Source organism: Promicromonospora sp. NPDC057488, from assembly GCF_042802395.1.
Lineage (GTDB): Bacteria > Actinomycetota > Actinomycetes > Actinomycetales > Cellulomonadaceae > Promicromonospora.
In genome coordinates this window covers 1-24,193 of sequence record NZ_JBHVEG010000029.1, presented here as the reverse complement: position 1 = coordinate 24,193, position 24,193 = coordinate 1, and the positions used below count along the sequence as shown (strand labels likewise).

Below are 24,193 nucleotides of genomic sequence, written 5' to 3'. Positions count from 1 at the left end.
ATGATCACACGAGCGCCGCGCGGCAGGAGCCACCCGGCGCGCACCCAGCCGGCCGACCACATGCTGGTCGCCCGCTCGCCACCACGTACGCGCTGATGTATGCATGGTTGCATGCAACAGGATCTCAACCTGCCCTGGACCACGCCGTCCCGGTCCATCGCGGAGCGGCTGGCGGGCGAGCTCGCCCAGCAGATCGTCAGTGCCGGGATCGCCCCGGGCACCTGGCTGACCGAGGTGGACGTCGCCGCCGAGCACGGCGTCAGCCGCACGCCGGTCCGCGAGGCGCTGCTCGCGCTCCAGGTCTGGGGGCTCGTGGCGCTCGCGCCGAAGAAGGGCGCGCTGGTCACGGTGCCGACCGCCACGGAGCGGGACGAGCTGCTGTCGGTCCGCTCCATGCTGGAGACGAACGTGGTGCGGCGGCTGGAGTCCGCGGACCCGGGCTCACGGGAGCGGCTGACCGCCGGGCTGCGGGCGATCCTGGACCGGCAGCGCGACGCCGTCGCCCGGCCCACGGACTTCGCCGTCCTGGACTACGCGTTCCACGCCGCGATCATCCACCACGAGCGCAGCGGCGTCGTCGACGAGGTCTCGCGGCTGCTGGGCCCCCGGCTGATCCGCCTCACCTACCTCGCCGTCGGCGCGACGGCCGGCCGCCTGGACGTGTTCGCGGACGAGCACGCCGCCCTGCTGGACGCGATCGAGGCCGCCGACACCGACGGGTTCGTCCGGCAGATCGAACGCCACCTCGCCCAGGGGCACAGCGGGTACGAGGTGGCGCGGTGAGCCTGCGGCACACGGGCCGGTCCTGGCTGTTGACGGCGCCCGCGGTGTTCGTCGTCGCGTGGGGCGGCAACCATTTCACACCGCTGCTGCACGTCTACGAGACGCTCGGCGGCTACGCGCCGTGGCAGGCGAACCTGCTCCTGGGCATGTACGTGTTCGGCCTGATCCCCGGCCTGCTCGTCGCCGCGGCGCTGTCCGACCAGCACGGGCGCAAGCCGGTCGCGATCGCCGGGCTGGTCAGCGCCATCGCGGCGAGCGTGCTGCTCGCCTGCGGCATGGACTCGTTCGTGCTGCTGTGCGCCGGGCGGCTGCTGGCCGGGATCGGCGTCGGCATCGGCATGTCGGTGGGGTCGAGCTGGATCAAGGAGCTCTCGGCGTCGCCATGGGACCTGCACGCGGGCAGCGCGGCGGGCGCCTGGCGCTCGTCGCTGACCCTGACGCTGGGGTTCGCGCTCGGCGCCGGGGTCACGGGGGCGATCGCCCAGTGGGCGCCCTGGCCCGGGCAGTCGCCCTACGTGGTGCACGTGGCGCTGTGCCTCCTGGCGCTCGGCCCGCTGCTCCGGGCGCCGGAGAGCCTGCCGGTCGAGCTGCGCGCGCAGCGGCCCTGGTGGCGTGACCTGCGGGTGCCGTCGGCCGGGCAGCGCGCGTTCCGGCTGCTGATCCTCCCGGCCGCGCCGTGGGTGTTCGCCGCCGCCGGGGTGGCCTACGCGATCATGCCCGCCGTCGTCGAGGACCGCCTCGGGTCCTGGGCGACGCTGTACGCGACGGGCCTGACCGTCGTGACCCTGGGCACCGGGGCGCTGACCCAGACCACCGTCGGGTACCTCAACCGCGTGACGCACGGGCACGCGCTGGTCGTCGGGCTGTCCGGGATGACGGCGGGCATGGTGCTGGCCGCCGTCGCGGCGGCGGTGGGCCAGCCGGCCCTCGCGTTCGCGGTCGCGGCGCTGCTCGGCGGCTCGTACGGGGTGTGCGTGGTCTCCGGCCTGCTGATCGCACAGTCGATGGCCACCCCGCGGGACCTCGCCGGGATGACCGGCGTGTACTACTCGCTCGCCTACACGGGGTTCCTGCTGCCCACGCTGCTGGCCGCTCTCGCGCCAGGGGTGTCCTACGTGCTGGCGCTGGCCGTGGTCGCGGTGCTCTGCGCCTGCTGCCTGGGCGTCGTGAGCGTGGCGCTGCCGCGGCACCGGCGCTGGGAGTAGCCCTTCGACGCTACTTGACACTTTTCGTCAATTACTTGCTAGAGTCTGTCAAGTGACGACGGAAGAGCATGTCGAGCTGGCAGGCGAGCTGCTGACCCTGGTCCACCGGCGGATCGTCGATCCCCTGGAGATCCTGCTCGGCTCCGCCGACCTGGTGGGGCCGGTCGGCGACCGCCTGCGGATCGAGAGCGAGGTGTGGGCGGCCCAGCTGCTGGGGCCCGACCAGGCCCTGGCCGTGCGCGCCTGCGCACGACTGATCGCGGCGCTCTTTCCCGGGGACGCGGTGTTCGACCCGCCCGAGGACTGGTGGGGCACCGCGTTCGGGCGGGTGGTGGCCAGGCGGGTGGGCCACCCCGGCCGCGACTCGGTCACGTTCGCCGTGGCCGGGGCGATGCTCGGCATCACCCGGCAGGGTGTCCACGACCTGGTCAAGCGCGCCAAGCTCGACCGCCACCCCGACGGCGGCGTGACGACGACGTCCGTCCACGCCCGACTGAACCAGGCCGGGTGACCGGCCGGATGCCCGCCCCGATCGAGCCGGCCCGCACCGACGGAGGAGAGACCATGCCGCAGGACCTCGTCATCACCGGCCACGAGATCCCCCTCGCCGTCCGGGACCACGGGGGGACGGGACCCGCCGTGGTGCTGCTCCACGGCCTCGGCGGGACGCTGGAGGCCTGGGACCCGTTGGACCTCGACGGGCAGGGGCTCGACGGGCACCGCACCGTGGCGATGGACCTGCGCGGCCACGGCCTGTCGGGAGACGGTCCCTGGGACTGGGCGAAGGCACTGGACGACGTCGAGGCCGTGGTGCGCCACCTCGACCTCGGCAACCCCACGGTGGTCGGACACTCGCTCGGCGGGATGCTCGCCACGCAGTGGGCGCTGCGCCACCGGGAGTGCCCGGGCATCGTCAACCTCGACGGGCTCCGGTCCGCCGAGAGTGACCCCGGCAACTACCCCGGCATGGACCCCGCCGCACGCGACCAGGAGCTGGCGCGGCTCCGGGCGACGTTCGACGCGCAGGCCGCGGGCGTGAGCCGTCCGCTGCCGGACGAGCTGCGGGCCATGATGCCGCCCCGGTCGCTCACCGAGCGGGACGGGCAGGTCTACGCCCGGCCCTCGGCGGAGCTCCTCGCGGCGGTGCGGTACACACCCGAGTTCCGCGACACCGTCCCGCTGCTGCGGCGGATCGACTGCCCCGCGCTCGTGGTGGTGCCGACCCAGGACCCGCCCGGCATGCCCGGCGGCGAGCTGATGGCGGCGTTCCGCCGCGGCGTCCGCCGCGACCTGGCCGGACTCCCCGCGAACGTCCGGGTCGAGGAGCTGGAGGCCAGCCACGCGATGCTCACCGAGCGGCCCGCCGCAGTGGCGGAGCTGGTCACCGCCTTCCTCCGGGCTCCTCGGTAGCCTGGTTCGGGTGGACGCCCACGACCGGCTCGTCCAGGACGGCCGTTGCCCGCCTGACCCGTTCGCCCTGCTGCGGCTCTGGGCGCCCGCCGACGACGACCCCGAACGACCGCTCGCGACCCTGGCGACGGTCGACGCCGACGGCCTGCCGGACGCGCGCACGGTGGTGCTGACCTCCGTCGGCGACGACGCGGTGACGTTCCACACCGACGCGCGCAGCCGGAAGGCGGACCAGCTTCGGGCGCACCCGCGCGCCGCGCTCGTCGTCCGCTGGGCGGAGCGGGAGCGACAGGTCGTGCTGCGCGGCGCGGCGGCGGAGGTCTCGACGGAGGCGTGCCGGGCCGTGTTCGCCCGCCAGTCGCGCTACCTGCAGCTCCTCGCGTGGCTCAACACGCCGGAGCTCGCCGCCCTGCCCCGGGCCGAGCGGGAGCGGCGGTGGGCGGCCTTCGACGCGAGCCATCCCGTGCTGGAGCCGCCGCCGACCTGGGCCGGGTTCGCGGTGCGGCCCGTCGACGTCCTGTTCTGGGAGGGGACGGGCGACGGCCCGAGCCGGCGGGTCCGGTACCGCCGCTCCGCCCGCGGGTGGACCCAGGAGGCGCTGCCGGGCTGAGCGGGTGGCCGCGGCCGGCGACCCGTTGACGTGCGCCGACACCGCTCACTAGCCTCCCGGATGGCTGGTGGTGCGCATCGTCGCGCGGGCCGGCCCCTTGGCCCCGAACGAAGGAGTTCTGCCATGCGCACCCCGATCACCCGCCGCACCCTGCTCGTCACCGGCGCCGCCGTCGGCGCCTCGGCCGTGCTGGGCGCACCGGCCGCGAACGCCGCGAACGCCGCGGGCGCCCCCGTCGCCACCACAGGCAAGGGGCACCGCGCCGCCCTGGTCACACCGGTCGCCGAGGTGCTCGACGGCGGCGAGCAGGTCACCTCGCTCGTCGTCTCCGCCGCCGCGCTGGACCGCGTGGAGCGGTCGTCGCTCACGTCGTCGACGTTCGCCGTGCACGTCGTGGCGACCAACCCGCTCACGGGCGACGTCGCCTACGAGCAGGACCGCGTGGTCACCGGGGCGCGGTGGACCGGCCGCGGCGAGGTCACGCTCGACCTGGAGCACGGGTGGGGCGTCGACGGCGGCGGCACCCTGCAGTACATGGGCGCGTTCGGCCGCAACGTGCTGCTGGACCTGGACCACACGGTCACGCAGGCGGAGCCGCTGCGCGGCCCGGGTCCGGGCGGCGTCGTCGTGCTCGACTCGTTCCGGCAGGGCGACCTGTCCGACCCGGAGGTCGACGCGTTCACCTACCACGCGACGGCGTCGCGCCTGAACTACCGGCTGTTCTCCCCCGAGCGCCGGCACCGGGGCGGCCGCCGCGGCGCGGCGCTCGTCGTCTGGCTGCACGGCGGCGGCGAGGGCGGGCTGCTGACCGGCGGGTACGACTACTACGACAACGAGGCGCAGCTGCGGGCCAACCGGGGCGCGCTCGGCTTCGCCACCCGGGAGGCGCAGGACCTCTTCGGCGGCGCGTACGTGCTCGCGCCGCAGGCGACGTCGGCCTGGATGCAGGACGGCGACGGCTTCGCGCCCCAGATCCTGGAGGCGATCGAGGAGGTCGCGGCGGCGCACCGGATCGACGCGAGCCGCGTCCACGTGGTCGGCTGCTCCAACGGCGGGTACATGTCGCTCAAGATGGTCGCCGAGCACCCGGACCGGTTCGCGACGTCCACGCCGATCTGCTGCGGCATCGGGCCGCGGGACGGCTCGGGCGGCTACTTCATCTCGGACGCCGAGCTCTCGGCGATGACGACGCCGACGTGGCTGGTCGCCTCGGCCGACGACACGACGCTGGACCCGGAGGACAACACCGTCTACGCCCACGAACGGATCGCCGGCTCGATCATGAGCCTGTACGACGGCGTCACGTGGGACGGGAACACGTACCCCGGGCACTGGTCGTGGATCTACGTGGCCCGCAACGACCCGCGGCACGCGGGCCGGAGCGTCTGGGAGTGGATGGCGCGCACGCGGCGCTGACGCCGGTGACGGGTGCCGACGGCGTGCGAGTGGTCGCCGCCGGCACCTGGCCGCGCTCCGCGGCGGAGGGGCCGAACCTGGTGGTGACGAGGCCCGATGGCCTAGGGTCAATAGTTCGGGGTCATGGAGCGGCTCTCGATCCTTGCCGGATCCGGAGGTTCCGCATGTCATCCATGAGCCGAGACAACGTCATCGGACAGGTGGCTATCGAACGGGCGAAGTGCATCATCGCCGTCGCGCGGGACGTCCAGGACGACGAGGCCCGGCAGGTGCTGCGGGACGCGGCCGACGACGCCCACGTCCCTGAGAGCGTCGCGGCGGCCCAGATCATCTCGGAGCTCCAGGCCGACGGCGCCGGTGTCGGCACGGAGACGACCGTCGAGATGCTGGAGCGAGGGCTCACCGCCGTCCGGCCGGTGCAGCCCGCCGCCTGACCAGCGCACTCCCCGCGTCGGGCGCGGTTACCGTGTCAGGCATGCCGACGCCCGATGACGACACGATCCGGTTCTGGGGTCTCGCCAGCACGCACCGGCAGCTCGCCGGTTCGGCGCTCGCCCACCGTGCGGCGGCGCCGTCGCTCGGCCTGGCCAACTTCCTGTACGCCGTGGTGCCCGCGGACGCCGACACCCTGCGGCACGACCTCGCCGAGGCGGCGCGGGACGGTTGCACGCGGGTCGTCGTCGAGCGCCGTACGCCGCCCTGGGTCGAGGCGGAGCTGCTGCTCGACGGCTGGCAGGCGGAGGACGAGCTGCGGCTCGTCCTGCCCGCCGGCCACGACCTGACCAGGGCCGCGCCGTCGCACGAGGTCCGGCGGGCGGACGACGCCGATCCCGGCTGGGCGGCGCGCGCCGCGATGCTGCGCACCGACCACGTCGAGGAGGACGTGCGCCACGGCGTGCCGGTCCGGCCGCCGGCCCGGACGGACGCGACGGTCGCCCACCGCCAGGACCTGGAGCGCCACGCCACGTACTACTGCGTGCTCCGGCGCGGCGAGGTCGCGGGCTTCGTCTGCGGGTGGCTCGCGCCGTCGGGGCAGGGCGTGGTGGAGGACGTGTTCGTCGCGCCGGACCACCGCGGCCACGGCGTCGCCACCGCGCTGATCCACCACGCGGTGGCGCGGCTTCGCGACGCCGGCGCCGGTCCCGTGAGCATCGCGGCGGAGGTCGGCGACACGCCCGGCCACCTCTACTCCCGTCTCGGATTCCGGCCGCACCACACGGCGCGGTCCCTGACCGCGCTGGCCGTCGGCGGGTGAAAGGGCTAACGTGGCGCGAGGAGTCAAGCCACGGCGCCGCACCGCGATGACGGAGGCCCCGATGGCAACGACGACTACCGGCGACACCACGCCGCAGACCCCCTTCCTTCGCGACACGGTCAAGAACCTCGCGGTCGGCACGCCCGTGCTCGCGGGTCAGTACCGGGTCGATCTGGCCGCCGGCACCTGGTGGTGGTCCGACGAGGTGTACCGCATGTACGGCTACGAGCCCGCCCAGGTCGCCCCCGGACCGGAGATACTGCGCGCCCGCCGCCACCCGGACGACCAGGACCGGGTGATCCGCGAGGCCGTGCGCGCGCTCCGGTCCGGGCACTCCTTCACCTGCGCGCAGCGCGTCGTGGACGTGCACGGCAGGGCCCGCACCCTGCTCGTGACCGGGCAGGCCGTCCGGTCCGAGCGCGGCCCGGTCCTGGTCGGGCAGGTCGCCGACGTGACGCCCCTGCAGCACGAGGCCATCGCCCGCGCCGCCCAGCGGTCGGTCGACGGCGCGATGGCGACGACGGCCACGATCGAGCAGGCCCGCGGCGTGCTCATGGCCGTGCACGGCGTGAGCGAGGAGGAGGCGCTGACGATGCTCACCGAGCGGGCCAGCGCCGCCGGCGTCGACCTGCGGACCACCACCGCGCAGCTGCTCGCCGGCCTGTCCGGCAAGGCGCGGCTCGGTGGCGCGGCGGCCACCCGCGTCGGCCGGATCCTGGCGGCCGTGGTCCCGGTCAAGAAGACCCGCACGAACGACCCGCTGCTCACCAGGCGGGCGGCCTGACCCGGCCGGGCGGCGCGCTCAGGCGGTCAGGAGCCTGAGCAGCGCCCGCTCGTCCGCCGTCATCCAGCGCGACGAGCGGACGGCGTCAGCGCCCGAGCGGGCGATCAGCCGGTAGAGGTCGGCGCGGTCGTCGGTCAGGATCGCGGGGTGCACGTAGCTCTTGCGGCACACCGCCGGGGTGTTGCGCAGGTACTCGGCGGCGACCCGGACCGCCTCGACCCGTTGCGCGTCGTGCTCGGCCTGGTCCGCGGGTCGAAGCCCGCGCAGGTGGCCCAGCGCGATCGTGCTGGCGCCCCAGGTCCGGAAGGTCTTGGCCGTGTGGTCGGCCCCCGTCACCCGGGCGAGGTAGTCGTTGACGTCGCCCGAGCCGACGTCGCGGACCTCGTCCCCGTCCACGTACCGCAGCAGCTGCCGGCCGGGCAGCTCCTTGCACCGCCGGACGATGTTCGCGACCCGCCGGTCGTGCACGGCGACGTCGTGGGGCTCCCCCGACTTGCCCTGGAACCGGAACCGCACCTCGGCTCCCCCGACGGTGGCGTGCCGGTTGCGCAGCGTCGTCAGCCCGTAGGACTCGCCCGAGCGCACGTACTCGTCGTTGCCCACCCGGATCAGCGTCTCGTCGAGCAGCCGGACGACGGTGGCCACCACCCGGTCCAGGCTCAGCCTGGAGGCGCCCATGTCGGCGTCGACCTGCTTGCGCAGCGCCACGAGCGCCTCACCGAACCCCGCCAGCTCCTCGAACTTCGCGGCGTCCCGGTACCGGCGCCACCCGGGGTGATAGAGGTACTGCTTGCGGTTCTTGGCGTCGCGGCCCGTCGCCTGGACGTGTCCCGTCGCGTCGGCGCAGATCCACACGTCGGTCCATGCCGGCGGGATGACGAGCGAGCGGATCCGGTCCAGCGTCTCCTGGTCGGTGACCCGGTCGCCGTCGTCGTCGGTGTAGCTGAACCCGCGCCCGCGGCGTCGGCGGCGGATGCCGGGGTCGGCGTCGCGGGTGTGGGTGAGTCCGTTACGGACCGGCTCCTCCATGGGTCACCTCACCACGACGCGCCTGCGGCCGCTTCTCGACCTCGGTCAACCTAACCGACCGGGGCCCGGGAGGCTCGCGGACGACGCCCCGCAGGACGCGCGGACGGTCAGCCTGGGCAGCAGGCTGAGATGCCGGGGCGGACGACGGCCGTCTCCGTCCTCGTGCATGCGGTCGACCAGGATCCGGAGCGACTCCTCGCCGATCTCGCGGCGCGGGGGGCTGATCGTGGTCAGGGGGACGACGGCGAGCTCGGCGTTCTCGTCGTCGTAGGCCACGATCGCGAGGTCGTCGGGCACGCGCATGCCGCGGTCGATCGCGACCTCGACGAGCCGCGCGGCGTGATGGTCCGTGTGCACCACGATGCCCGTCGCACCGGCCTGCCGACACCGGTCGAACAGCTCCTCGATCTCGGCGGCGAGCGCCAGCGGGTCGCCGTCCTCGCCGGTGCGCAGGGCGACGTCGGGCCCGGGTTCGATGCCGAGCCGGTCCACGGCGGTGGCGAACCCCTGACGCAGGCGCGGCGCGGTCGGGGTCCGTTCGAAGACGGCGAGCGCGATGCGCCGGTGGCCGAGGCCGTGCAGGTGCTCGACGGCGAGCACGGCCCCCTGCACGTGGTCCGTGTGCGCGAGGTCGAGCTCGCTGAGCCTGGATTCCCCCTCGATCTGCCGTTCGACGAGCACCAGGGGCACCGGGATCGCCCGGAGCCAGGAGGCGAGCTCCGCGGGCGTCCGGTCCCAGGCCGTCGGGGCGATGGCGAGGCCCGAGACGCCTAGTCCGATCAGGCGGTCGACCTGCGCGACCTCCGCCTCGTGCCGGTACTGCGACACGCCCAGCACGAGGCGCACCCGGAGCCGGGGCGCGACGGCCTCCATGCCGCGCACGACCGACGGGAAGTACGAGGTCGCGTTCGGCACGACGAGCCCCACGAGCACGCGCGCGGCCCGGGGCGCGGGCGTCGATCCCACGGCGATCGCGCCGCCGTGCACGCGGCGGAGCCGCCCAGCGCGCTCGAGCTCGAGGAGGTCCCGGCGCATCGTCACCTCGGAGATCCCGAGGTGCGCCGCCATCTCGGCCGAGCGGAGGCTGCCGCGCAGCTCCAGCTCCCGCAGCACCAGCTCGTGCCGCCGGCGGGCAAGATGCATCGTCGCCGCTCCTCGTCGATCCCGTCCTGGTCCGCACAGTATCGCGCGGCGGGACGGCGACGACGGAGCGGTCAGCCCATGAGCTCGAGTCCCCGGGCCGGGAGGTTCCCGTCGGCGCGCTCGATCGCGCGGACCGCGCGTGCGACGTAGGCCGCGATCCGCGTGGCGCCGCGTTCGTGGAAGTGGGTGTCGTCCTCCTTGCCCGCGGGCCATACCGGATGCTCGCCGGGCGCGAAGTGGCAGAACAGGTCCTTGGACGCCGCCGGCCCCAGGTCCTCGTACAGCCAGGTGGTGAGCACGGTCAGGTCGATCAGCGGCACACCGAGCTGCTCCGCCAGGTCGCGGACGGCGTCGGGGTAGTCGCCGTGCGTCGGCGTGATGCGCTCGCCGTCGAACCAGCGGCGTTCCGGCGACGTGCACAGGATCGCGTGCGCGTCCCGGGACCGGACGTCCTCGACCATGCCGCGCAGCCGCGCCGTGTAGCCGCCGCGCGCCGCGAGCAGCTCGGGTTCCTTCTGGTCGTTGTGCCCGAACTGGATGAGTACGGTGTCGCCCGGCTCGACGCCGTCGAGGAGCGGCAGCCAGCGCTCCGCGAGGAACGTCTCGGTCGTGGCGCCGCCGAACGCGTGGTTGCGCACCGCGTCCTCGACGTAGCGGCCGAGGAAGCCGCCCCACCCGGACAGGGGCAGCTCGTCCGGCTTGGGATCGGCCACGGTGGAGTCGCCGGCAAGGTGGTAGGTCATGCGTCCGTCCCGTTCGTCGTCGTCAGTCCGTGCCATCGTGCCCGCAGAGCGTACGCGGCTGCCTTCGGCTGCCGGTCGCGGGTGAAGACGCCCTTGCGGTTGCCGCCCACCCGCATGGGCCCGGGCGTCGTCACGAAGTCGGCGAAGCACCAGACCTGCTCGCCGACGACCGCGTCGACACGGTCGAACACCCGGTGGTAGGTCGCCAGGAACTCCGTCTGGAACTCCTCGGTCCACGGGAGCGCCGCGGTGCCGTGCAGCCCGGGCATCGTGTCCGACCCGTACTCGGTCATGATGATCGGCTTGCCGTCGGACGCCCAGGCACGCAGCTCGGCCTCCAGCGCGGCCTCGGCCTGCTCCAGGTCGCCGGGCTCGAGATACCAGCCGTAATAACGGTTGATCATCAGTACGTCGCTGTACTTCGACAGCAGGCACTCGCCGTGCGGTGCCAGCACCACGTTGGCGAACCCGACGGGCCGTGTGGGGTCGCACCGGCGGGTGAGCTCGAACAGTGGCCGGAAGTACTCCTCGGCCTCCGGGGTCTGGGACTCCGGCTCGTTGGCGATGCTCCACAGCACCACGCTCGGGTGGTTCTTGTCGCGGGCAACGAGTTCCTCGATCGCGGCGGCGTGCACCGCCTGCGTCTGCTCGTTGATGGTGTCCTCGGAGTAGGTCACGTAGCCCTGCGCGCCGAAGACCCCGCCCCCGATGGCCATGTTCATACCGACGGCCGCGGTCTCGTCGATGACGACGATCCCGAGCCGGTCAGCGAGGTCGAGCACGTCCTCGGAGTACGGGTAGTGCGACGTCCGGATCGAGTTGCCGCCCGTCCAGCGCACCAGCTCCAGGTCGTGCAGGCTGAACGCGTCGTGGTGCCCCTTGCCGAGCACGGGGACGTCCTCGTGCATCGCGAAGCCCGTGAAGTAGAACGGCTCGCCGTTGATCAGGAAGCGCGTGCCGTCCACCCGCACGGTGCGCACGCCGACGGGCTGCCGGTACTCGTCGACCACGCCGGCGTCGTCGACGAGCCGGACCCTCAGCTCGTAGAGGTAGCCCTCCCCCGGCCGCCACGGGCGCACATTTGCCACGCGCAGCTCGCCGTCGGCCCCCGCACCGTCGGCTACAAGTCGGCCGGCGCCGTCGTGAAGGGCCGCGACCACACGCGTCCTTTCCGCGTCCTGAGTGCGTGCCGCGTACCGGACGACGCCGGCGGCGCTGTCCAGGTCGGTGACCACCGTGAGGTCGGTCAGGTGGGCGGCCGGCGTCGAGGAGAGCCAGACCGAGCGGTGGATGCCCGCGTAGTTGAAGAAGTCGTGCCAGTACTTCTGGCGCTTGCCGTGCGGTGTGTCCAGGACGACGCCCGGCGGCACGGACTGGAAGGTCAGCGTGTTGTCGACCTCCACCGTGACCCGCGCGGCGGTGCCTGGTTCGACGTGCTCGGAGATGTCCGCCTCGAACGGGAGGTAGCCGCCCTCGTGCCGCACGACCTCGATGCCGTTCACCCAGACGGTCGCTCGGTGCGTGGCCGACTCGAAGTACAGGACGGTGCGCTGGCCGGCCCACCCGCGTGGGACCCAGACGTCGGTCTCGTACCAGACCGAGCCGATGTGGTCGTGCACCGCGGCGTCGACGACCACGTCGTTGTAGCTGGCTGGCACGGCCATCGGCCGTGTCCCCTCCAGCGGGCCGTCGAACCAGCGGTCGTGGCGGCCTGCCCCGTCGGCGTCGACGCGGAAGCGCCAGATCCCGTCCAGGCGCTTGCGTTCACGTGTCTCGTTGTCCTGGGGGCGCAGCATCCTCGGGCAGCTCCTTCGCGGTCGTGAACAGGTGTCGTTCGTGTGCTGGTCATGCTTGGAACCGGTCGGCCCAGCCGTCCGGTATCGACAACGCCGGTGCAGCGACTCCCGCGAGCCGGTAGAGGGTCGGTCGCACCGTCGTGACGAACTGATGGGTGGCGTTGAGGTCGCCCTCGTCCAGGCCGAAGCCGAGCCGGACCTCGTTCGGTGCCTCGAGCGAGTGTCCGAGATGGCGGGAGAAGCCTCCGTCGTCACGTGCGAAGCCCCGGGAGTTGGCCGTCGTGATGCGGACGAGCTCTGCGACGTCGCGCTCGCCGACGCCGCCGAGCTGTGCTCCGACGACGTCGATGAGCTCGACCGGGTTGCGCAGCCAGCACGCGTCGGTGCACTCCTGCGTGCGGATCACCTCGAACGCTGCGTCGTAGATCTCACGTGCCCGAGGCACCGCGTGGCCTACCTGCCGGCAGAAGAGCGCGAACTTGAAGGCTCCCGACAGGCGGTTGTAGGGCACCCCCTCACCGGCGAACCCCGTTACCGGGTCCTGCCGGGCCGACACGTATCGGATCGCCGTCCCGACGAGCGCGTCCCGCCGGCTGTCGGGCAGCAGCATGAGCAGCGCTGCCTGCGCCTGGATGTTGTCCTGCGCGAGCCAGGAGTTCTCCCACGGTCGCTGGTCCAGCCACTCCTCGAACGCGTCGACCGACTCCACATGCCGGGTGTATGCCGTCGCGCCCGTTCCGGGGTCAGGCAGTGGATACAGCGGTTCGGCTCCCAGCCTGGCGAGGGCGCTGGTCGCCATGTCCAGGGCGCGCCCGCGTAGCCGCTCGATCTCGCGCATCTCGTTCTGCGGGTCGAGGAAGTAGCCCGACCGTCGGTCCTGCCTGTCCTGGAAAAAACGCACCAGGGCGGTCCGCACCGCCCGCGGAAGTGATCCAAGGAGTCCGGCCCGGGCGATGATGTTCACGGCGAAGGCCGTGGACTCGATGTCCGCCTCGAACTCGGACGCCCCGGTCGAGCTCAGCGCGTAGTAGAAGCCGCCGCGCTCCCGGTCCCACAGACCGGGCAGCCAGTCGAGGACGTTCACGAACAGGTGGTCGAACTCGGCGAGTTCCCCGTCCAGAGTGCCGGCCGTGGTCCCGGTCATGGCTGCCCCACGATGCTCTCGGCGACGGTGAACCATTCGTCGACCAGCTGGTCCACGGTGACGTTCCCGTACTGGAGCTCCTCGGTGAGCCGCTCGTACTCGACCTCGAGCTGGCCGATGTCCTCGATCGGGATCGGCGGGGCCTCGGTCACCACGTCGGCTACCTCCTCCTCGTAGCGCAGCACCTGCTCGTCGACGGAGCCAGGCTCGATGTCCATCGCGTCGATCTGTGCCCGCACGGCGGGCACGCCTTTGGAGGTGCCGAAGATCGTGCCGACCTCGGGTTCGTTGACCAGGAAGTCGATGAGTGCCGCGGCCGCCTCGGGCTCGGCGGTGTTGGCCGAGGCGGACAGCAGTTGGGACGGCTTCCAGAACTGTTGCGGACCGTCGTCCCCCGAGGGCATCGGGAGCATCCTGATGTCCTGCCCGGTGTCGGCCGAGTAGCCGGCCAGGAAGTTGTCCCACGCGAAGTCGGCCGCGACCTCGCTCTGGCTGAAGCCGGTCAGGGGCTCGATCTGCTTGGCTCGCTGTGTGGGGTAGAACGCGCCCGCCTCGCGCAGGCTTTGCCCGGACTCCAGCCACCGGGCCATGTCGTCGCGATCGAAGTTGAGCCCGCCGTCGACCGTGAAGGGCTCGACGCCCTGCTGGATGAGCCACTGCAGGAAGAACCAGAACGTTCCGGTGAAGTCGGCCGCGCCGAATACGGCCGGTTCGTCGTCGCCGCCGGATCGGGAGACGGTGACGATCCAGTCGTTCAGCTCGTCCCAGGTGTATCCCTTGGCGAGGGGCTCGATGTCGAGGCGCTCCAGGACGTCCGCGTTGTAGAACAGAGCGAGTGTGTTCGTGCTGGTCGGGATCCCGAACTGCCCGCCGTCGATCTGCGCCGATGACAGCAGGGTCTGGTCGATCCCGCCCAGATCCAGGTTGACGCCCTCCTGCGCCCGCAGATCGAGGAGCTGGCCGGTCGCGCCGTACTTGCGCAGATAGGTCAGGTCCATCTGGACGACGTCGGGCAGGGCGCCGCCGGCAGCCTCGGTGGCGCGGGCGGGCCAGTAGTCCTCGCCCGACTGGAACTGGGTCTGCACGGTGATGTTCGGGTACTTCTCCTCGAACAGGTCGACCGCTTGCTCGTACCGGGCGGCGCGGTCGTCGTCGCCCCACCAGGCGAGCGAGATCGTGATGTCGCGGTCGGTGTCGAGCCGCTCGCCCGAGCCGGGCTCCGTGGTAGCCGCTCCTGCGCCGCAGGCGGTCAGGGTCAGGGCGATGGCGATCATCGCTGCGCCGGCGGCGCTGCCTGTGGGTTTCATGCCGTGCCTCCTTGCTGGTCTGTCATGGCCTTCGCCCCCGGGCGAGGTCTCACCTTCCGACCCGCGGGATCGGGACCCGCGACCAGTCGGTGTCGGACGCGAGGTAGAAGCCCGGGTAGGACGGCTGGTTGTAGGCCGTCTGCTGCCGGGCCACCTCGGCGCGGTACTGGGGGTCGTGCATGAGGGTGTACATCTTGATGCCGGTGAGCTCGGTGGCCGTGTACAGCCGCAGCGCGGACGAGTCGGCCGTGCGGACGAGCACCTCCTCGCGCCAGTCGCCCAGGACGTCGGCCACGAGCGACGGGGTGCCCTTGGTGGAGTTGTTCGTGAGCGTGCCGTCGAGGGTCGCGAGGACGCCGCGGGTCGCGTCGACGATCGTCGGCGTCTCCTCGCCCGAGCCCTTCACGGTCTGCGTCGTCCCGTCGGCGGCCCAACGGACGGAGAAGTTGGAGCCCTGCGGCGGCACCGGGAGCCGTCGCCCGTCCGCGCTGAGCGTTCCGGAGGCCGCGGTGCCGGCCGGCATAGCCGCCCAGACCTCGATGCCCGGGGTGGTCGGGTCGACGTCGCCGATCATCGCCCGACCGGTGTCGCGCCCGGAGTACGCGCCGAAGAGCACCTCGCCGGTCGCGGCGTCGCGCATCGCGGCTCCGTACGGTGCGCCGGTGCCGTTCTCGTGGCAGGTCCAGATCTCCAGACCCGGCCGCGCCGGGTCGATGTCCGTGACGTGCAGGGCGTCCCCGTGCCCGAGGCGGGCCAGTGCCCCGGGGTCCTTGCTCCCCTCCGGGAGGTAGTCGTGCGAGGAGTAGAGCAGGGACCCGTCGTCGTCGAGCGTCGCGGAGCCGTAGACGACCTCCTGCCTGCCGTCGGCGTCGACGTCCGCCACGGACAGCGAGTGGAAGCCCTGTCCCGCGAACGTTCCCAGCTCCGGATCCGTACCCACCCGGTCCATCTGGGCGAACGGGTTGGTCGACGGCGTCCAGCCGCTGTCCGCGAGCCATCGCTGCCGGAGCTGGCGACCGTCCCAGTCGTAGGCAGCGACCACGGACCTGCTGTAGTAGCCGCGGGCGAAGATCACGGACGGGTGCTGCCCGTCGAGGTAGGCGACTCCGGAGAGAAAGCGGTCCACGCGGTTCCCGGGCTCGATCCGCGCGGCCGCGTAGTCGCCCCAGCGCAGACCATCGTCGGTCCGCCCTGGCTCGTAGTCGACGGTCTCCAGCTCGCGGCCGGTCCGACCGTCGAACACCGAGAGGTACTCCGGCCCGGAGAGCACGAAGCCCTCGAACGTGCGCAGGTCGTTCGCGGTGTTGCGGCTGGGCGCGTAGACGTCCATGAAGTGGTCCGCGAGCGCCCGCGCGTCGGCGTCGGACAGCGGATAGTCGTACCGGGGCTCGATGCCGAAGGCCTCCTCCAGGGTGGCGGGCCACTGCCCGCTCGCCACCTCGGGGTTGTCCGTCCAGGCCCGGAACATGTCCACGACGTGCTCGTAGTAGTCGGCGGCGCTGTAGCGGTAGTCCGCGCCGTGGGTGACGCCCGCCGCACGGTCGTCGCGTGGGATGGTCACGTGGGTCGTGCGGTGCGGCCGGCCGTCGCGGTAGGTGGTGACAGCCGTGCCGGGGGCGGACTTGACCATGAGCTCGGCCCGGCCGTCGCCGTCGAAGTCGTACACGGGGAACTGGGTGTAGTGGGATCCGGCGCGGATGTTGACGCCGAGGTCGATGCGCCAGAGCTGGGTGCCGTCCAGCTCGTAGGCGTCGAGGATCTCGGTGCCGGTGTATCCCTTCTGGGAGACATCCTTGGAGTTGGTCGGGTCCCACTTCAGGACGATCTCGTAGGCGCCGTCGCCGTCGAGGTCGGCGACGCTCGCGTCGTTGGCGCGGTAGGTGTAACTCTCTCCCGCCGGGGTGACCCCGCCGGCCGGCTTGTTCAGCGGGATGTCCAGGTGGCCCTGGTCCCAGGCGGTGACCGAGGCGGAGCGGGGTCCGGCCGGGGTCTGCTTCTTGCCGGTGACCGGGGCGACGGCGTAGCGCGCCCGGGCGCTTCCTTGGCTGTCCAGGTAGTTGGTCGAGTCGGTGACGGTCGCGATGCGACGCCCGTCGCGGTAGACGGCGAACGCCGGGCCGGTCAGGCCGGAGCGCGTGTGCCCGGTGGCCTCGTTGCCGAGGAGGCGCCAGGAGAGGAAGACGCCTTCGCTGGTTTGAGCAGCGACCAGGCCGCGGTCCAGGTCTTCCAGCTGGACGGTACGGGTTGTCGGCTTGTTCGTGCCGGTGGTGGCCGCAGCCCAGGCGGTGGTGCTCGTGGCAGCGAGTACTCCCGCCGCCAGCATCGCTACGGCGCATGCCGCTGCTCTCGGTGTTCTCACTTGGATCCTCCGTTGCGTCGTTGCACGGGTGGTTTCGTCAGCCCCGTCGTTGGGGGTGGTCGTGTTGCGGGGCGCGGCTTCGGGCGTCAGCCCTTGAGACCCTGCGTGGCTACGCCGTCGACGATGTAGCGCTGGAAGAGGGCGAAGAAGATCATCACCGGCACCAGGGCGAGTACCGCCATGGCCATCTGCGCGCCGTAGTCGGACACCGAGGTCTGGTCTACGTAGAGGCGCAGGGCGATGGGCAGGGGGTACAGGTCTGGCTTCTTCAGGTAGAGCAGGGGCCCGAGGAAGTCGTTCCAGGACCAGATGAACGCGAAGATGCTGCTGGTGATGATCGCGGGCCGCATAAGCGGCAGCATGATCGAGCGGAAGATCCGCACGTGCCCTGCGCCGTCGATGCGTGCGGCCTCGTCGAGCTCGCGAGGCAGGTTGCGCATGAACTGCACCATGAGGAACACGAAGAACGCCTCGCCGGCGAGGAACTTGGCCGCCAGGATCGGGATGTACGTATTCACCATCCCGAGCTGGTTGAACATGATGTATTGCGGGATGATCACGACGTGGAACGGCAGCAGGAGCGTGCCGATCATGATGGCGAAGAAGACCTTCCGGCCGGGAAAGTCGATGCGCGCGAACGCGTACGCGCTGATCGTCGAGGACAGGACGACTCCGACGACGGACAGGACCGCGAGGATCATCGAGTTGCCGAAGAACGTCCAGAATCCGACTCCGCCGATGCCGGAGAGGGCGGTGGCGAAGTTGTCCAGGGACAGGTTGTCCGACCAGAGACTGATGTTGCCGATGATCTCGTTCGACGGTTTGAAGCTGCTCATCAGCATCCAGACGCCGGGGTAGAGCACGACGACGGTCAGCGCAATCATGAGCAGGTGGAACACGATCGAGCGGACGCTCCGGCGGCGCCGGGCCGCCTGACGTGTCCCGGGGACGGCCTGGTTCCGACGGGACGTCGTGCCGAGCTGGTCCTGGGTCTGCTGGACGTTCGCAGGCGTTACGGTCTGGATGACGCTCATCGGTTGTCTCCCGAGTAGTGGACCCAGGCGTTGGAGGTCTTGAACAGGATCGCGGTGATCACGCCGACCACAGCAACCAGGACCCACGCCATGGCCGAGGCGTAGCCCATGTCGAACTGGGCGAACCCGCGGATGTACAGGTAGAGCGTGTAGAAGAGGGTCGAGTCGGCCGGCCCTCCGGTGCCGCCGGAGATGATGAACGCCGAGCCGAAGACCTGGAACGCTCCGATGGTCTCCAGAAGCAGGTTGAAGAAGAGCACCGGGGAGAGCATCGGGATCGTGATCTGCCAGAACTTGCGGACGGGGCCGGCGCCGTCGACCGATGCGGCCTCGTACAGCTCGGTCGGGACCTGCTTGAGGCCGGCCAGGAAGATCACGGTGGGTGCCCCGAAGGTCCACACCGCCAGCAGGATGAACATCGGCATGGTCTTGTCGGGGTCACCGACCCATCCCCCGGCCGGAAACCCGAAGAGCTGCTGGGCCTGGTCGGCGATGCCGCCGTCGATGAACATCGCCTTCCAGACGATGGCGATCGACACGCTCGCCCCGATCAGTGACGGGGCGTAGAAGATGGACCGGTAGACACCCTGGCCCCGCTGCTTCAGGTTGAGCAGGAGCGCCACGGCCAACGACGCGGCCAGCTTGATCGGTGTGCCGACGAGGACGTAGACGGCGGTCACCTTGGCCGACGCCCAGAACCTGCGGTCCTCGAACAGGGCGGTGAAGTTGTCCAGGCCGACCCATCGTGGGGCACGGAACAGGTCGTAGTCCGTGAACGCGAGGTAGAGCGAGGCCACCATCGGAAATGCTGTCAGCAGGACGAAGCCCAGCAGCCACGGCGACAGGAACGCATAGCCGGCACCGGCATTCTTGCACCGCTGGACGCTTCCTGGAGCTGGCGTCGCCTTCCGCGGGGCGCGTCGACTGTCCAGGCCCGATCCTGTCGGCGTGGCGATGCTCACGACTGGCCCACGGTGCTGTCGGCGATCGAGAACCACTCGGCCACGAACTCGTCGACCGTGATGTTCCCGTACTGCAGCTCCTCGCTCAGGCGCTTGAACTCGGCTTCGAGCGCTCCGACGCCCTCGACGGGCACCGGGACCTGCTCGGTGACGACGTCCGCGACGTCCTCCTCGTACTGCACCACCCGCTCGTCGACCGAGCCGGGCTCGACGTCCATGGCGTCGATCTGCGCCTGAGTGGCGGGCACGCCCTTCGAGGTCCCGAAGATCTCACCGACCTCGGGCGCGTTGGTGAGGAAGTCGATGAGCGCTGCAGCGGCCTCGGGCTCGGCGGTGCTGCTGGATGCGGACAGCAACATCCCCGGCTTCCAGAACTGCTGGGGGCCGTTCTCGCCCGACGGCATCGGGAGCATCTTGACCTCCTGCCCCGTCTCGGCCTCGTAGCTGCCCAGGAAGTTGTCCCAGGTCATCCCCGCTGCCTGCTCACCGACGGTGAACCCTTCGAGCGGCTCGATCTGCTTGGTCCGCTTGATCGGGTAGAAGGCTTCGGCGTCACGCAGGTCCTGGCCACGGTTGAGCCACTCGGTCATCTGGGCCTCGTCGAAGTTCAGCTGACCGTCCTCGGTGAAGGGCTCCACTCCCTGCTGGATCAGCCACGACAGGAAGAACCAGAGCTGACCCGTGTAGTCACTGAACCCGTAGACCACCGGGTCGTGGCCAGCGCCCGCCTGCGAGACCTGCTCGGTCCACTCGTTGAGGTCGTCCCAGGTGTATCCCTCGGCCGGCGGATCGATGCCGAGCTCCTCGAGGAGGTCGGCGTTGTAGAACAACGCGAGCGTGTTGGTGCTGATGGGGATGCCGAACTGACCGCCGTCGATCTGGCCCGAAGAGATCAGGGAATCGTCGATCCCGTCGACGTCGAGGTTGACCCCGACCTGGCCGTTGAGGTCGAGCAGTTGCCCGGTCGCGCCGTACTGCCGCAGGTAGGACAGGTCCATCTGGACGACGTCCGGCAGCGCGCTGCCCGCGGCTTCTGTCGCACGGGCGGTCCAGTAGTCGTCGAACGCCTGGAACTGCGTCTGCACGGTGATGTTGGGGTGGGCCTCCTCGAACAGGTCGATGGCCTCCTCGTACATGACGGCGCGGTCGTCGTTGCCCCACCAGGCCATGGAGAGCGTGATGTCCCGGTCGGTGCTCAGCGCCTCGGCAGAACCTGGCTCGGTGTTCTCGACCCCGCCGCCGCACGCGGTGAGGGAGAGGGTGACCACGGCCGCGGCCGCGCCGGCCGCCATACGCGTGAACCTCATGTGAGCCTCCTTGCTCGTTCCAAATGTCTCGTCCGGCGACGTCGCCGGCGCGGAATGAAACGTTACAAAGCAAGGAGGCGATCACCCTCGGCACGGCCGAGAACCGATCATTTCCGGTCGGCGCGCGGGTCCTTTTGCTCGATCGGCAGCAGCATGGACGGGACACGACGAACGGAAGCGAGGCTGGACGATGAGCGAACGCACCCAGCGGGTGGTGATCGTCGGCGGCGGGTTCGCCGGCTACAACGCGGCCAAGGCCCTGCTCCGCGCCCTGCCGCGCACGGCCGACGTCGAGATCGTGCTGGTGAACCGGACCGACTACTTCCTCTACCTGCCGCTGCTGCCGGAGGTGGCAGCGGCCGTGATCGACCCGCGGCGGGTGACGGTCTCGATCCCGGCGACCCTGCGCGGCGTCCGCCTCGCGCTGGGCGACGTGACGGCGATCGACCCGGAGCGGGAGGTCGTCGCGTACACCGACCCCGAGGGCGCGGCGCACGAGCTGCGGTACGACCGGCTGATCCTGGCGGCGGGCAGCGTCACCCGGCTGCTGCCCGTTCCCGGCGTCGCCGAGCACGCGCACGGGTTCCGCGGCGTCGCCGAGGCCCTGTACCTGCGCGACCACGTGATCCGCCAGGTGGAGCTCGCCGCCGCGACCGACGACCCGGCCGAGCGGGACGCGCGCTGCACGTTCGTCGTCGTCGGTGCCGGCTACACCGGTACCGAGGTGGCCGCGCAGGGGCCGCTGCTCACCCGGGCGCTGCTCCGCCGGCACCCCGTGCTGGCGCGGCAGCGGGTGCGCTGGCTGCTGCTGGACCTCGCGCCCAAGGTGCTCCCGGAGCTCGACCCGCGGCTGTCGCGCACCGCCGCCCGGGTGCTGCGCGAGCGCGGCGTCAAGGTGCTCACCGGCGTCTCGGTCCAGGAGGCGACGCCCGACGGCGTCCGGCTCACCACGGGCGCGGACGTCGCCGCCCGCACTCTGGTCTGGTGCGTCGGCGTCCGGCCCGACCCGCTGGTGAGCGGCACCGGGCTCGAGACGCAGAAGGGTCGCCTGGTCGTCGACAGGACGCTCGCCGTGCCCGGGCACCCGCGGATGTTCGCCTGCGGGGACGCCGCGGCCGTGCCGGACGTCACCCGTCCCGGCGAGGTCACGGCGATGACGGCGCAGCACGCCACCCGACAGGGCACGCTGGCGGGCCGCAACGTCGCGGCGTCGCTGGGTTACGGGGAGAAGGGCGCGTACAAGCACCACGACCTGGGGTTCGTCGTGGACCTCGGCGGCCTCCAGGCAGCGGCCAACCCGCTGCAGGTCCCGCTGTCGGGGTTCCCCGCGAAGGTCGTCACGCGCGGCTACCACCTGATCTCGATGCCCGGGAACCGGGCCCGGACCGCCGTCGACTGGCTGCTCGACGCCGTGCTGGGCCGCCAGTCGGTCCAGCTCGGGATCGTGCGGGGCGCCGCCGTGCCGCTCGACACGACGCCGCCCCAGGCCTGACCGGCTCAGGCGACCGGCGCACCCAGCACCTGGTGCACCGAGGCGACGGCGCTCGACCCCTCGCCGACGGCGGCCGCCACGCGCTTCATCGAGCCGCGCCGCACGTCGCCGACCGCGAACACGCGCGGGACCGACGTCTCGAACGGGAGCGGGCCGCGCCCGAGCCCCGACCACTGCGTCAGGGCCTCGGGCGACACGTCGACGCCGGTGCGGATGAAGCCCGCCGGGTCCCGGTCGAGCGCCTGCAGCCAGGTCGTGGCGGGCTCGGCCCCGATGAAGCAGAACAGGCCCCGCGCCTCGACCTGCCCGGCGGTGTCGATCGAGACGGACTCGAGGTGCCCGTTGCCGCCCAGCCCGACGATGTTCGACTCGCGGTGGATGTGGATCCGCGGGTCCTCGGTGAGCCGGTTGACCAGGTACGACGACATCCGGGCGCCCAGGTCGCCGCCGCGCACCACGAGGTGCACCGGGCAGCCGTTCGCCGCGAGGTAGAGCGCGGCCTGGCCCGCGGAGTTGGCGCCGCCCACGACCACCACGGGCGACTCGGTGACCTGCTTGAGCTCCAGGGGCGTGGCCGCGTAGTGGATGCCGGACCCCTCGTACTCCGCCCAGCGGTCCAGGTGCAGCCGCCGGTAGGCCGCACCGGAGGCGACGATGGCCGCGCGGGCCCGGATGGTCCGGCCGTCGGTCAGGGTCAGCTCGAGCTCGTCCCCGACCGGGCGCAGCGCCGCCGTCTCGCACGGCGCGCAGACGCGCACCCCGAACTTGATGGCCTGCAGCGTCGCCTGCCCGATCAGGGCGCCGCCGCTCACGCCGAACGGGAAGCCCAGGAAGTTCTCGATCCGGGACGTCGACGCCGCCTGCCCGCCAGGCGCGATCGCCTCCAGCAGCAGGGTGCTGAGCCCCTCGGAGGCGGCGTAGATCGACGCCGCGAGGCCGGCGGGCCCACCGCCGATCACGACGAGGTCCACGACGTCGTCGTCGGTGGCCTCGTAGCTCAGGCCGAGGCGCTCGGCGATGATCCCGGGCGTGGCCCGCACGATCGGCTCGCCCTGCACGAACGCGATGGGCAGGTCCTCGGGGGCGTAGTCGTGCAGCGGGTGCGACAGGCTGCCGTCCGCCGGCATGGGGACGGCGGTGTGGACCAGGTCGAGCCGCTCGGCGAACCGGCGCAGCGCGAGGTACTCCCCCGACGACTCCTGCCCGACGAACTTCAGGGTGAGCGCCGCCGGGCCCCGCCGGAGCAGCTCCCGCCGGGCCCAGAGCGCGTGCAGGATGGCGTCGCCGAGCTCGTCCTCCTGCGCCAGGATGCGGCGCAGCTCCGGCCGGGCGAGGAACCAGACCCGGCCCGGACCCGTGGCCCGGGCCGACAGGAACGCGCTCTGGCCGTTGAGCAGCCCCAGCTCGCCCGCGAACGAGCGCGGCCCCATGGTGGCGACGACCTCCTCGCCGATCCAGCGCAGCGCGTCCCGCACCACCTCGACCTCGCCGGACTCGACCAGGACCATGGGGTAGTCCCGCTCGCCGGTCCGGAACACGTAGTCGCCCGCTACGACGTCGCGCGGGGTCGCCCGGGCGAGCAGCTTCTCCCACTGCGCGTCGGTGAACCGCGGGGTGAGCTCGGGGTCGGTGAACTGCTGCTGCGTGGTGGTCATCTCCGCCCTCCTCCGGGGTGGCCCATCGTATCGCCGGGGCAGGCGGCGGTCCCGGGATCGTGGCGGGCGGAGCGCCCGGCTACGGCCCGGTGACCAGCAGGACCGTCGTGGCCGTGGTCATCTCGCGGCGAGGCCGTTCTCGAACAGGTCGACGAGCGCGGAGGCGAACCGGTCGGCGTCGAGCCCCGGGTCGTCCTGCAGCGCCTGCTGGTAGCCCTCGACGGCGCACAGGATCGCGTGCGCGGCCTGTTCCAGCGGGACCGGGCGCAGCGCGCCGGCCGCGTGTGCCGCCCGGAGCACGCGCAGCAGCGGCTCCCGGAGCAGCGCCTCGTCGAACGCCGCGGGCTCGCCCGGCCGCTTCCACCCCGCGGACAGGCGCCACAGCGCGCCGACGTCGTCACGGTGCGTGTCCTGCCAGTGCACGAAGCCGTGTAGGTAGGCCGCCAGCCCCTGCTCGGGCGACCCCGCCGCGGCGACGGCCGCGTCGATCGCCGCCAGGCAGTCGCCGAGCACCGTGTCGGTGAGGACCGTGAGCAGCTCGTCCTTGTCCGCGAAGTGGTAGCTGATCATCCCCGGGCTGGACAGGCCGGCCTCGGTGGCGATGCGCCCGAACGAGGCCTTGGACAGTCCCTCGCGCGCGATCACCCGCACGGCGGCCTCGACGATCTGGGCGCGCCGCGCCGTCGTCGTGAAGGACGGTCTTACTTGCACGAACAGACCTTAGCGCGCGAACAGCGAAGCGCCGGTGCCACCGAGAGG

22 protein-coding genes are annotated in these 24,193 nt (G+C 72.0%); 10 read left to right on the top strand and 12 right to left on the bottom strand.

The features are described 5' to 3' along the window. Nucleotides 1–111: 111 nt before the first annotated feature. From ACFU5G_RS08575 to ACFU5G_RS08535, 9 genes are all read left to right on the top strand, one after another. Entirely contained in the window at nt 112–783 is a 672-nt protein-coding gene (locus tag ACFU5G_RS08575; RefSeq protein WP_377242733.1) for a GntR family transcriptional regulator, read from the top strand. After that, nucleotides 780–1,988, top strand: coding sequence for an MFS transporter (locus tag ACFU5G_RS08570; protein WP_377242731.1), 1,209 nt, complete (start codon nt 780–782; stop codon nt 1,986–1,988). Before ACFU5G_RS08575 ends, ACFU5G_RS08570 begins: the two co-directional genes overlap by 4 nt. A 52-nt stretch (nt 1,989–2,040) precedes the next feature. Beyond that, complete coding sequence (locus ACFU5G_RS08565) at nt 2,041–2,499, top strand: hypothetical protein (protein ID WP_377242729.1); 459 nt, start codon at nt 2,041–2,043, stop codon at nt 2,497–2,499. 53 nt (nt 2,500–2,552) lie between these two features. Further along, nucleotides 2,553–3,398 carry an alpha/beta fold hydrolase gene (locus ACFU5G_RS08560; RefSeq protein ID WP_377242726.1) on the top strand — a complete coding sequence of 282 codons (846 nt, stop codon included), beginning with the start codon at nt 2,553–2,555 and terminating at the stop codon, nt 3,396–3,398. A 10-nt stretch (nt 3,399–3,408) separates the two neighbouring features. After that, nucleotides 3,409–4,008, top strand: a complete 600-nt coding sequence (locus tag ACFU5G_RS08555) for a pyridoxal 5'-phosphate synthase (RefSeq protein ID WP_377242724.1) — start codon at nt 3,409–3,411, stop codon at nt 4,006–4,008. Between the two features lie 123 nt (nt 4,009–4,131). Next, nucleotides 4,132–5,424: a prolyl oligopeptidase family serine peptidase gene (locus tag ACFU5G_RS08550; protein ID WP_377242722.1), complete on the top strand. Its 1,293-nt coding sequence runs from the start codon at nt 4,132–4,134 to the stop codon at nt 5,422–5,424. Nucleotides 5,425–5,624: 200 nt separating this feature from the next. Next, nucleotides 5,625–5,858, top strand: a complete 234-nt coding sequence (locus ACFU5G_RS08545) for a hypothetical protein (protein WP_377242720.1) — start codon at nt 5,625–5,627, stop codon at nt 5,856–5,858. A gap of 41 nt (nt 5,859–5,899) precedes the next feature. Next, entirely contained in the window at nt 5,900–6,679 is a 780-nt protein-coding gene (locus ACFU5G_RS08540; protein WP_377242718.1) for a GNAT family N-acetyltransferase, read from the top strand. 61 nt (nt 6,680–6,740) lie between these two features. Further along, complete coding sequence (locus ACFU5G_RS08535; RefSeq protein ID WP_377242716.1) at nt 6,741–7,463, top strand: PAS and ANTAR domain-containing protein; 723 nt, start codon at nt 6,741–6,743, stop codon at nt 7,461–7,463. A gap of 18 nt (nt 7,464–7,481) precedes the next feature. On the opposite strand, the gene ACFU5G_RS08530 is transcribed toward ACFU5G_RS08535, so the two are convergent. From ACFU5G_RS08530 to ACFU5G_RS08485, 10 genes are all read right to left on the bottom strand, one after another. After that, a complete protein-coding gene (locus ACFU5G_RS08530; RefSeq protein ID WP_377242714.1) occupies nt 7,482–8,492 on the bottom strand; it encodes a DNA topoisomerase IB in 1,011 nt (336 codons plus the stop codon). Between the two features lie 45 nt (nt 8,493–8,537). Continuing rightward, nucleotides 8,538–9,635: a substrate-binding domain-containing protein gene (locus tag ACFU5G_RS08525; protein ID WP_377242712.1), complete on the bottom strand. Its 1,098-nt coding sequence runs from the start codon at nt 9,633–9,635 to the stop codon at nt 8,538–8,540. A gap of 71 nt (nt 9,636–9,706) precedes the next feature. Next, nucleotides 9,707–10,378, bottom strand: coding sequence for a rhamnogalacturonan acetylesterase (locus tag ACFU5G_RS08520; RefSeq protein WP_377242710.1), 672 nt, complete (start codon nt 10,376–10,378; stop codon nt 9,707–9,709). Further along, nucleotides 10,375–12,174: a beta-glucuronidase gene (gene uidA, locus ACFU5G_RS08515; RefSeq protein WP_377242708.1), complete on the bottom strand. Its 1,800-nt coding sequence runs from the start codon at nt 12,172–12,174 to the stop codon at nt 10,375–10,377. Before uidA ends, ACFU5G_RS08520 begins: the two co-directional genes overlap by 4 nt. A 49-nt stretch (nt 12,175–12,223) precedes the next feature. Next, nucleotides 12,224–13,318, bottom strand: a complete 1,095-nt coding sequence (locus ACFU5G_RS08510; RefSeq protein WP_377242706.1) for a hypothetical protein — start codon at nt 13,316–13,318, stop codon at nt 12,224–12,226. Then, a complete protein-coding gene (locus tag ACFU5G_RS08505) occupies nt 13,315–14,625 on the bottom strand; it encodes an ABC transporter substrate-binding protein (RefSeq protein WP_377242704.1) in 1,311 nt (436 codons plus the stop codon). Before ACFU5G_RS08505 ends, ACFU5G_RS08510 begins: the two co-directional genes overlap by 4 nt. Nucleotides 14,626–14,674: 49 nt before the next feature. After that, a complete protein-coding gene (locus tag ACFU5G_RS08500; RefSeq protein WP_377242788.1) occupies nt 14,675–16,948 on the bottom strand; it encodes a rhamnogalacturonan lyase in 2,274 nt (757 codons plus the stop codon). 122 nt (nt 16,949–17,070) lie between these two features. Next, entirely contained in the window at nt 17,071–18,018 is a 948-nt protein-coding gene (locus ACFU5G_RS08495) for a carbohydrate ABC transporter permease (RefSeq protein WP_377242701.1), read from the bottom strand. Continuing rightward, nucleotides 18,015–18,950 (bottom strand): carbohydrate ABC transporter permease, encoded by a 936-nt coding sequence (locus ACFU5G_RS08490; RefSeq protein WP_377242786.1) that lies wholly within the window; start codon nt 18,948–18,950, stop codon nt 18,015–18,017. Before ACFU5G_RS08490 ends, ACFU5G_RS08495 begins: the two co-directional genes overlap by 4 nt. A gap of 26 nt (nt 18,951–18,976) precedes the next feature. After that, entirely contained in the window at nt 18,977–20,287 is a 1,311-nt protein-coding gene (locus tag ACFU5G_RS08485) for an ABC transporter substrate-binding protein (RefSeq protein WP_377242699.1), read from the bottom strand. Between the two features lie 190 nt (nt 20,288–20,477). Here ACFU5G_RS08485 and ACFU5G_RS08480 point away from each other — a divergent pair, with 190 nt between their 5' ends. Beyond that, nucleotides 20,478–21,779: an NAD(P)/FAD-dependent oxidoreductase gene (locus ACFU5G_RS08480; RefSeq protein WP_377242697.1), complete on the top strand. Its 1,302-nt coding sequence runs from the start codon at nt 20,478–20,480 to the stop codon at nt 21,777–21,779. Between the two features lie 5 nt (nt 21,780–21,784). Here ACFU5G_RS08480 and ACFU5G_RS08475 read toward each other — a convergent pair whose 3' ends face one another. After that, nucleotides 21,785–23,434 (bottom strand): FAD-dependent oxidoreductase, encoded by a 1,650-nt coding sequence (locus ACFU5G_RS08475; protein ID WP_377242695.1) that lies wholly within the window; start codon nt 23,432–23,434, stop codon nt 21,785–21,787. Between the two features lie 117 nt (nt 23,435–23,551). Continuing rightward, a complete protein-coding gene (locus ACFU5G_RS08470) occupies nt 23,552–24,145 on the bottom strand; it encodes a TetR/AcrR family transcriptional regulator (RefSeq protein ID WP_377242693.1) in 594 nt (197 codons plus the stop codon). Between the last annotated feature and the right edge of the window lie 48 nt (nt 24,146–24,193).

Excerpts from the sequence above, each read along its gene's own strand:
- ACFU5G_RS08575 (WP_377242733.1), top strand. The coding sequence starts at position 112 with ATGCAACAGGATCTCAACCTGCCCTGGACCACGCCGTCCCGGTCCATC.
- ACFU5G_RS08560 (WP_377242726.1), top strand. The coding sequence starts at position 2,553 with ATGCCGCAGGACCTCGTCATCACCGGCCACGAGATCCCCCTCGCCGTC.
- ACFU5G_RS08550 (WP_377242722.1), top strand. The coding sequence starts at position 4,132 with ATGCGCACCCCGATCACCCGCCGCACCCTGCTCGTCACCGGCGCCGCC.
- ACFU5G_RS08540 (WP_377242718.1), top strand. The coding sequence starts at position 5,900 with ATGCCGACGCCCGATGACGACACGATCCGGTTCTGGGGTCTCGCCAGC.
- ACFU5G_RS08535 (WP_377242716.1), top strand. The coding sequence starts at position 6,741 with ATGGCAACGACGACTACCGGCGACACCACGCCGCAGACCCCCTTCCTT.
- ACFU5G_RS08530 (WP_377242714.1), bottom strand. The coding sequence starts at position 8,492 with ATGGAGGAGCCGGTCCGTAACGGACTCACCCACACCCGCGACGCCGAC.
- ACFU5G_RS08525 (WP_377242712.1), bottom strand. The coding sequence starts at position 9,635 with ATGCATCTTGCCCGCCGGCGGCACGAGCTGGTGCTGCGGGAGCTGGAG.
- ACFU5G_RS08520 (WP_377242710.1), bottom strand. The coding sequence starts at position 10,378 with ATGACCTACCACCTTGCCGGCGACTCCACCGTGGCCGATCCCAAGCCG.
- uidA (WP_377242708.1), bottom strand. The coding sequence starts at position 12,174 with ATGCTGCGCCCCCAGGACAACGAGACACGTGAACGCAAGCGCCTGGAC.
- ACFU5G_RS08510 (WP_377242706.1), bottom strand. The coding sequence starts at position 13,318 with ATGACCGGGACCACGGCCGGCACTCTGGACGGGGAACTCGCCGAGTTC.
- ACFU5G_RS08505 (WP_377242704.1), bottom strand. The coding sequence starts at position 14,625 with ATGAAACCCACAGGCAGCGCCGCCGGCGCAGCGATGATCGCCATCGCC.
- ACFU5G_RS08500 (WP_377242788.1), bottom strand. The coding sequence starts at position 16,948 with ATGCTGGCGGCGGGAGTACTCGCTGCCACGAGCACCACCGCCTGGGCT.
- ACFU5G_RS08495 (WP_377242701.1), bottom strand. The coding sequence starts at position 18,018 with ATGAGCGTCATCCAGACCGTAACGCCTGCGAACGTCCAGCAGACCCAG.
- ACFU5G_RS08485 (WP_377242699.1), bottom strand. The coding sequence starts at position 20,287 with ATGAGGTTCACGCGTATGGCGGCCGGCGCGGCCGCGGCCGTGGTCACC.
- ACFU5G_RS08480 (WP_377242697.1), top strand. The coding sequence starts at position 20,478 with ATGAGCGAACGCACCCAGCGGGTGGTGATCGTCGGCGGCGGGTTCGCC.
- ACFU5G_RS08475 (WP_377242695.1), bottom strand. The coding sequence starts at position 23,434 with ATGACCACCACGCAGCAGCAGTTCACCGACCCCGAGCTCACCCCGCGG.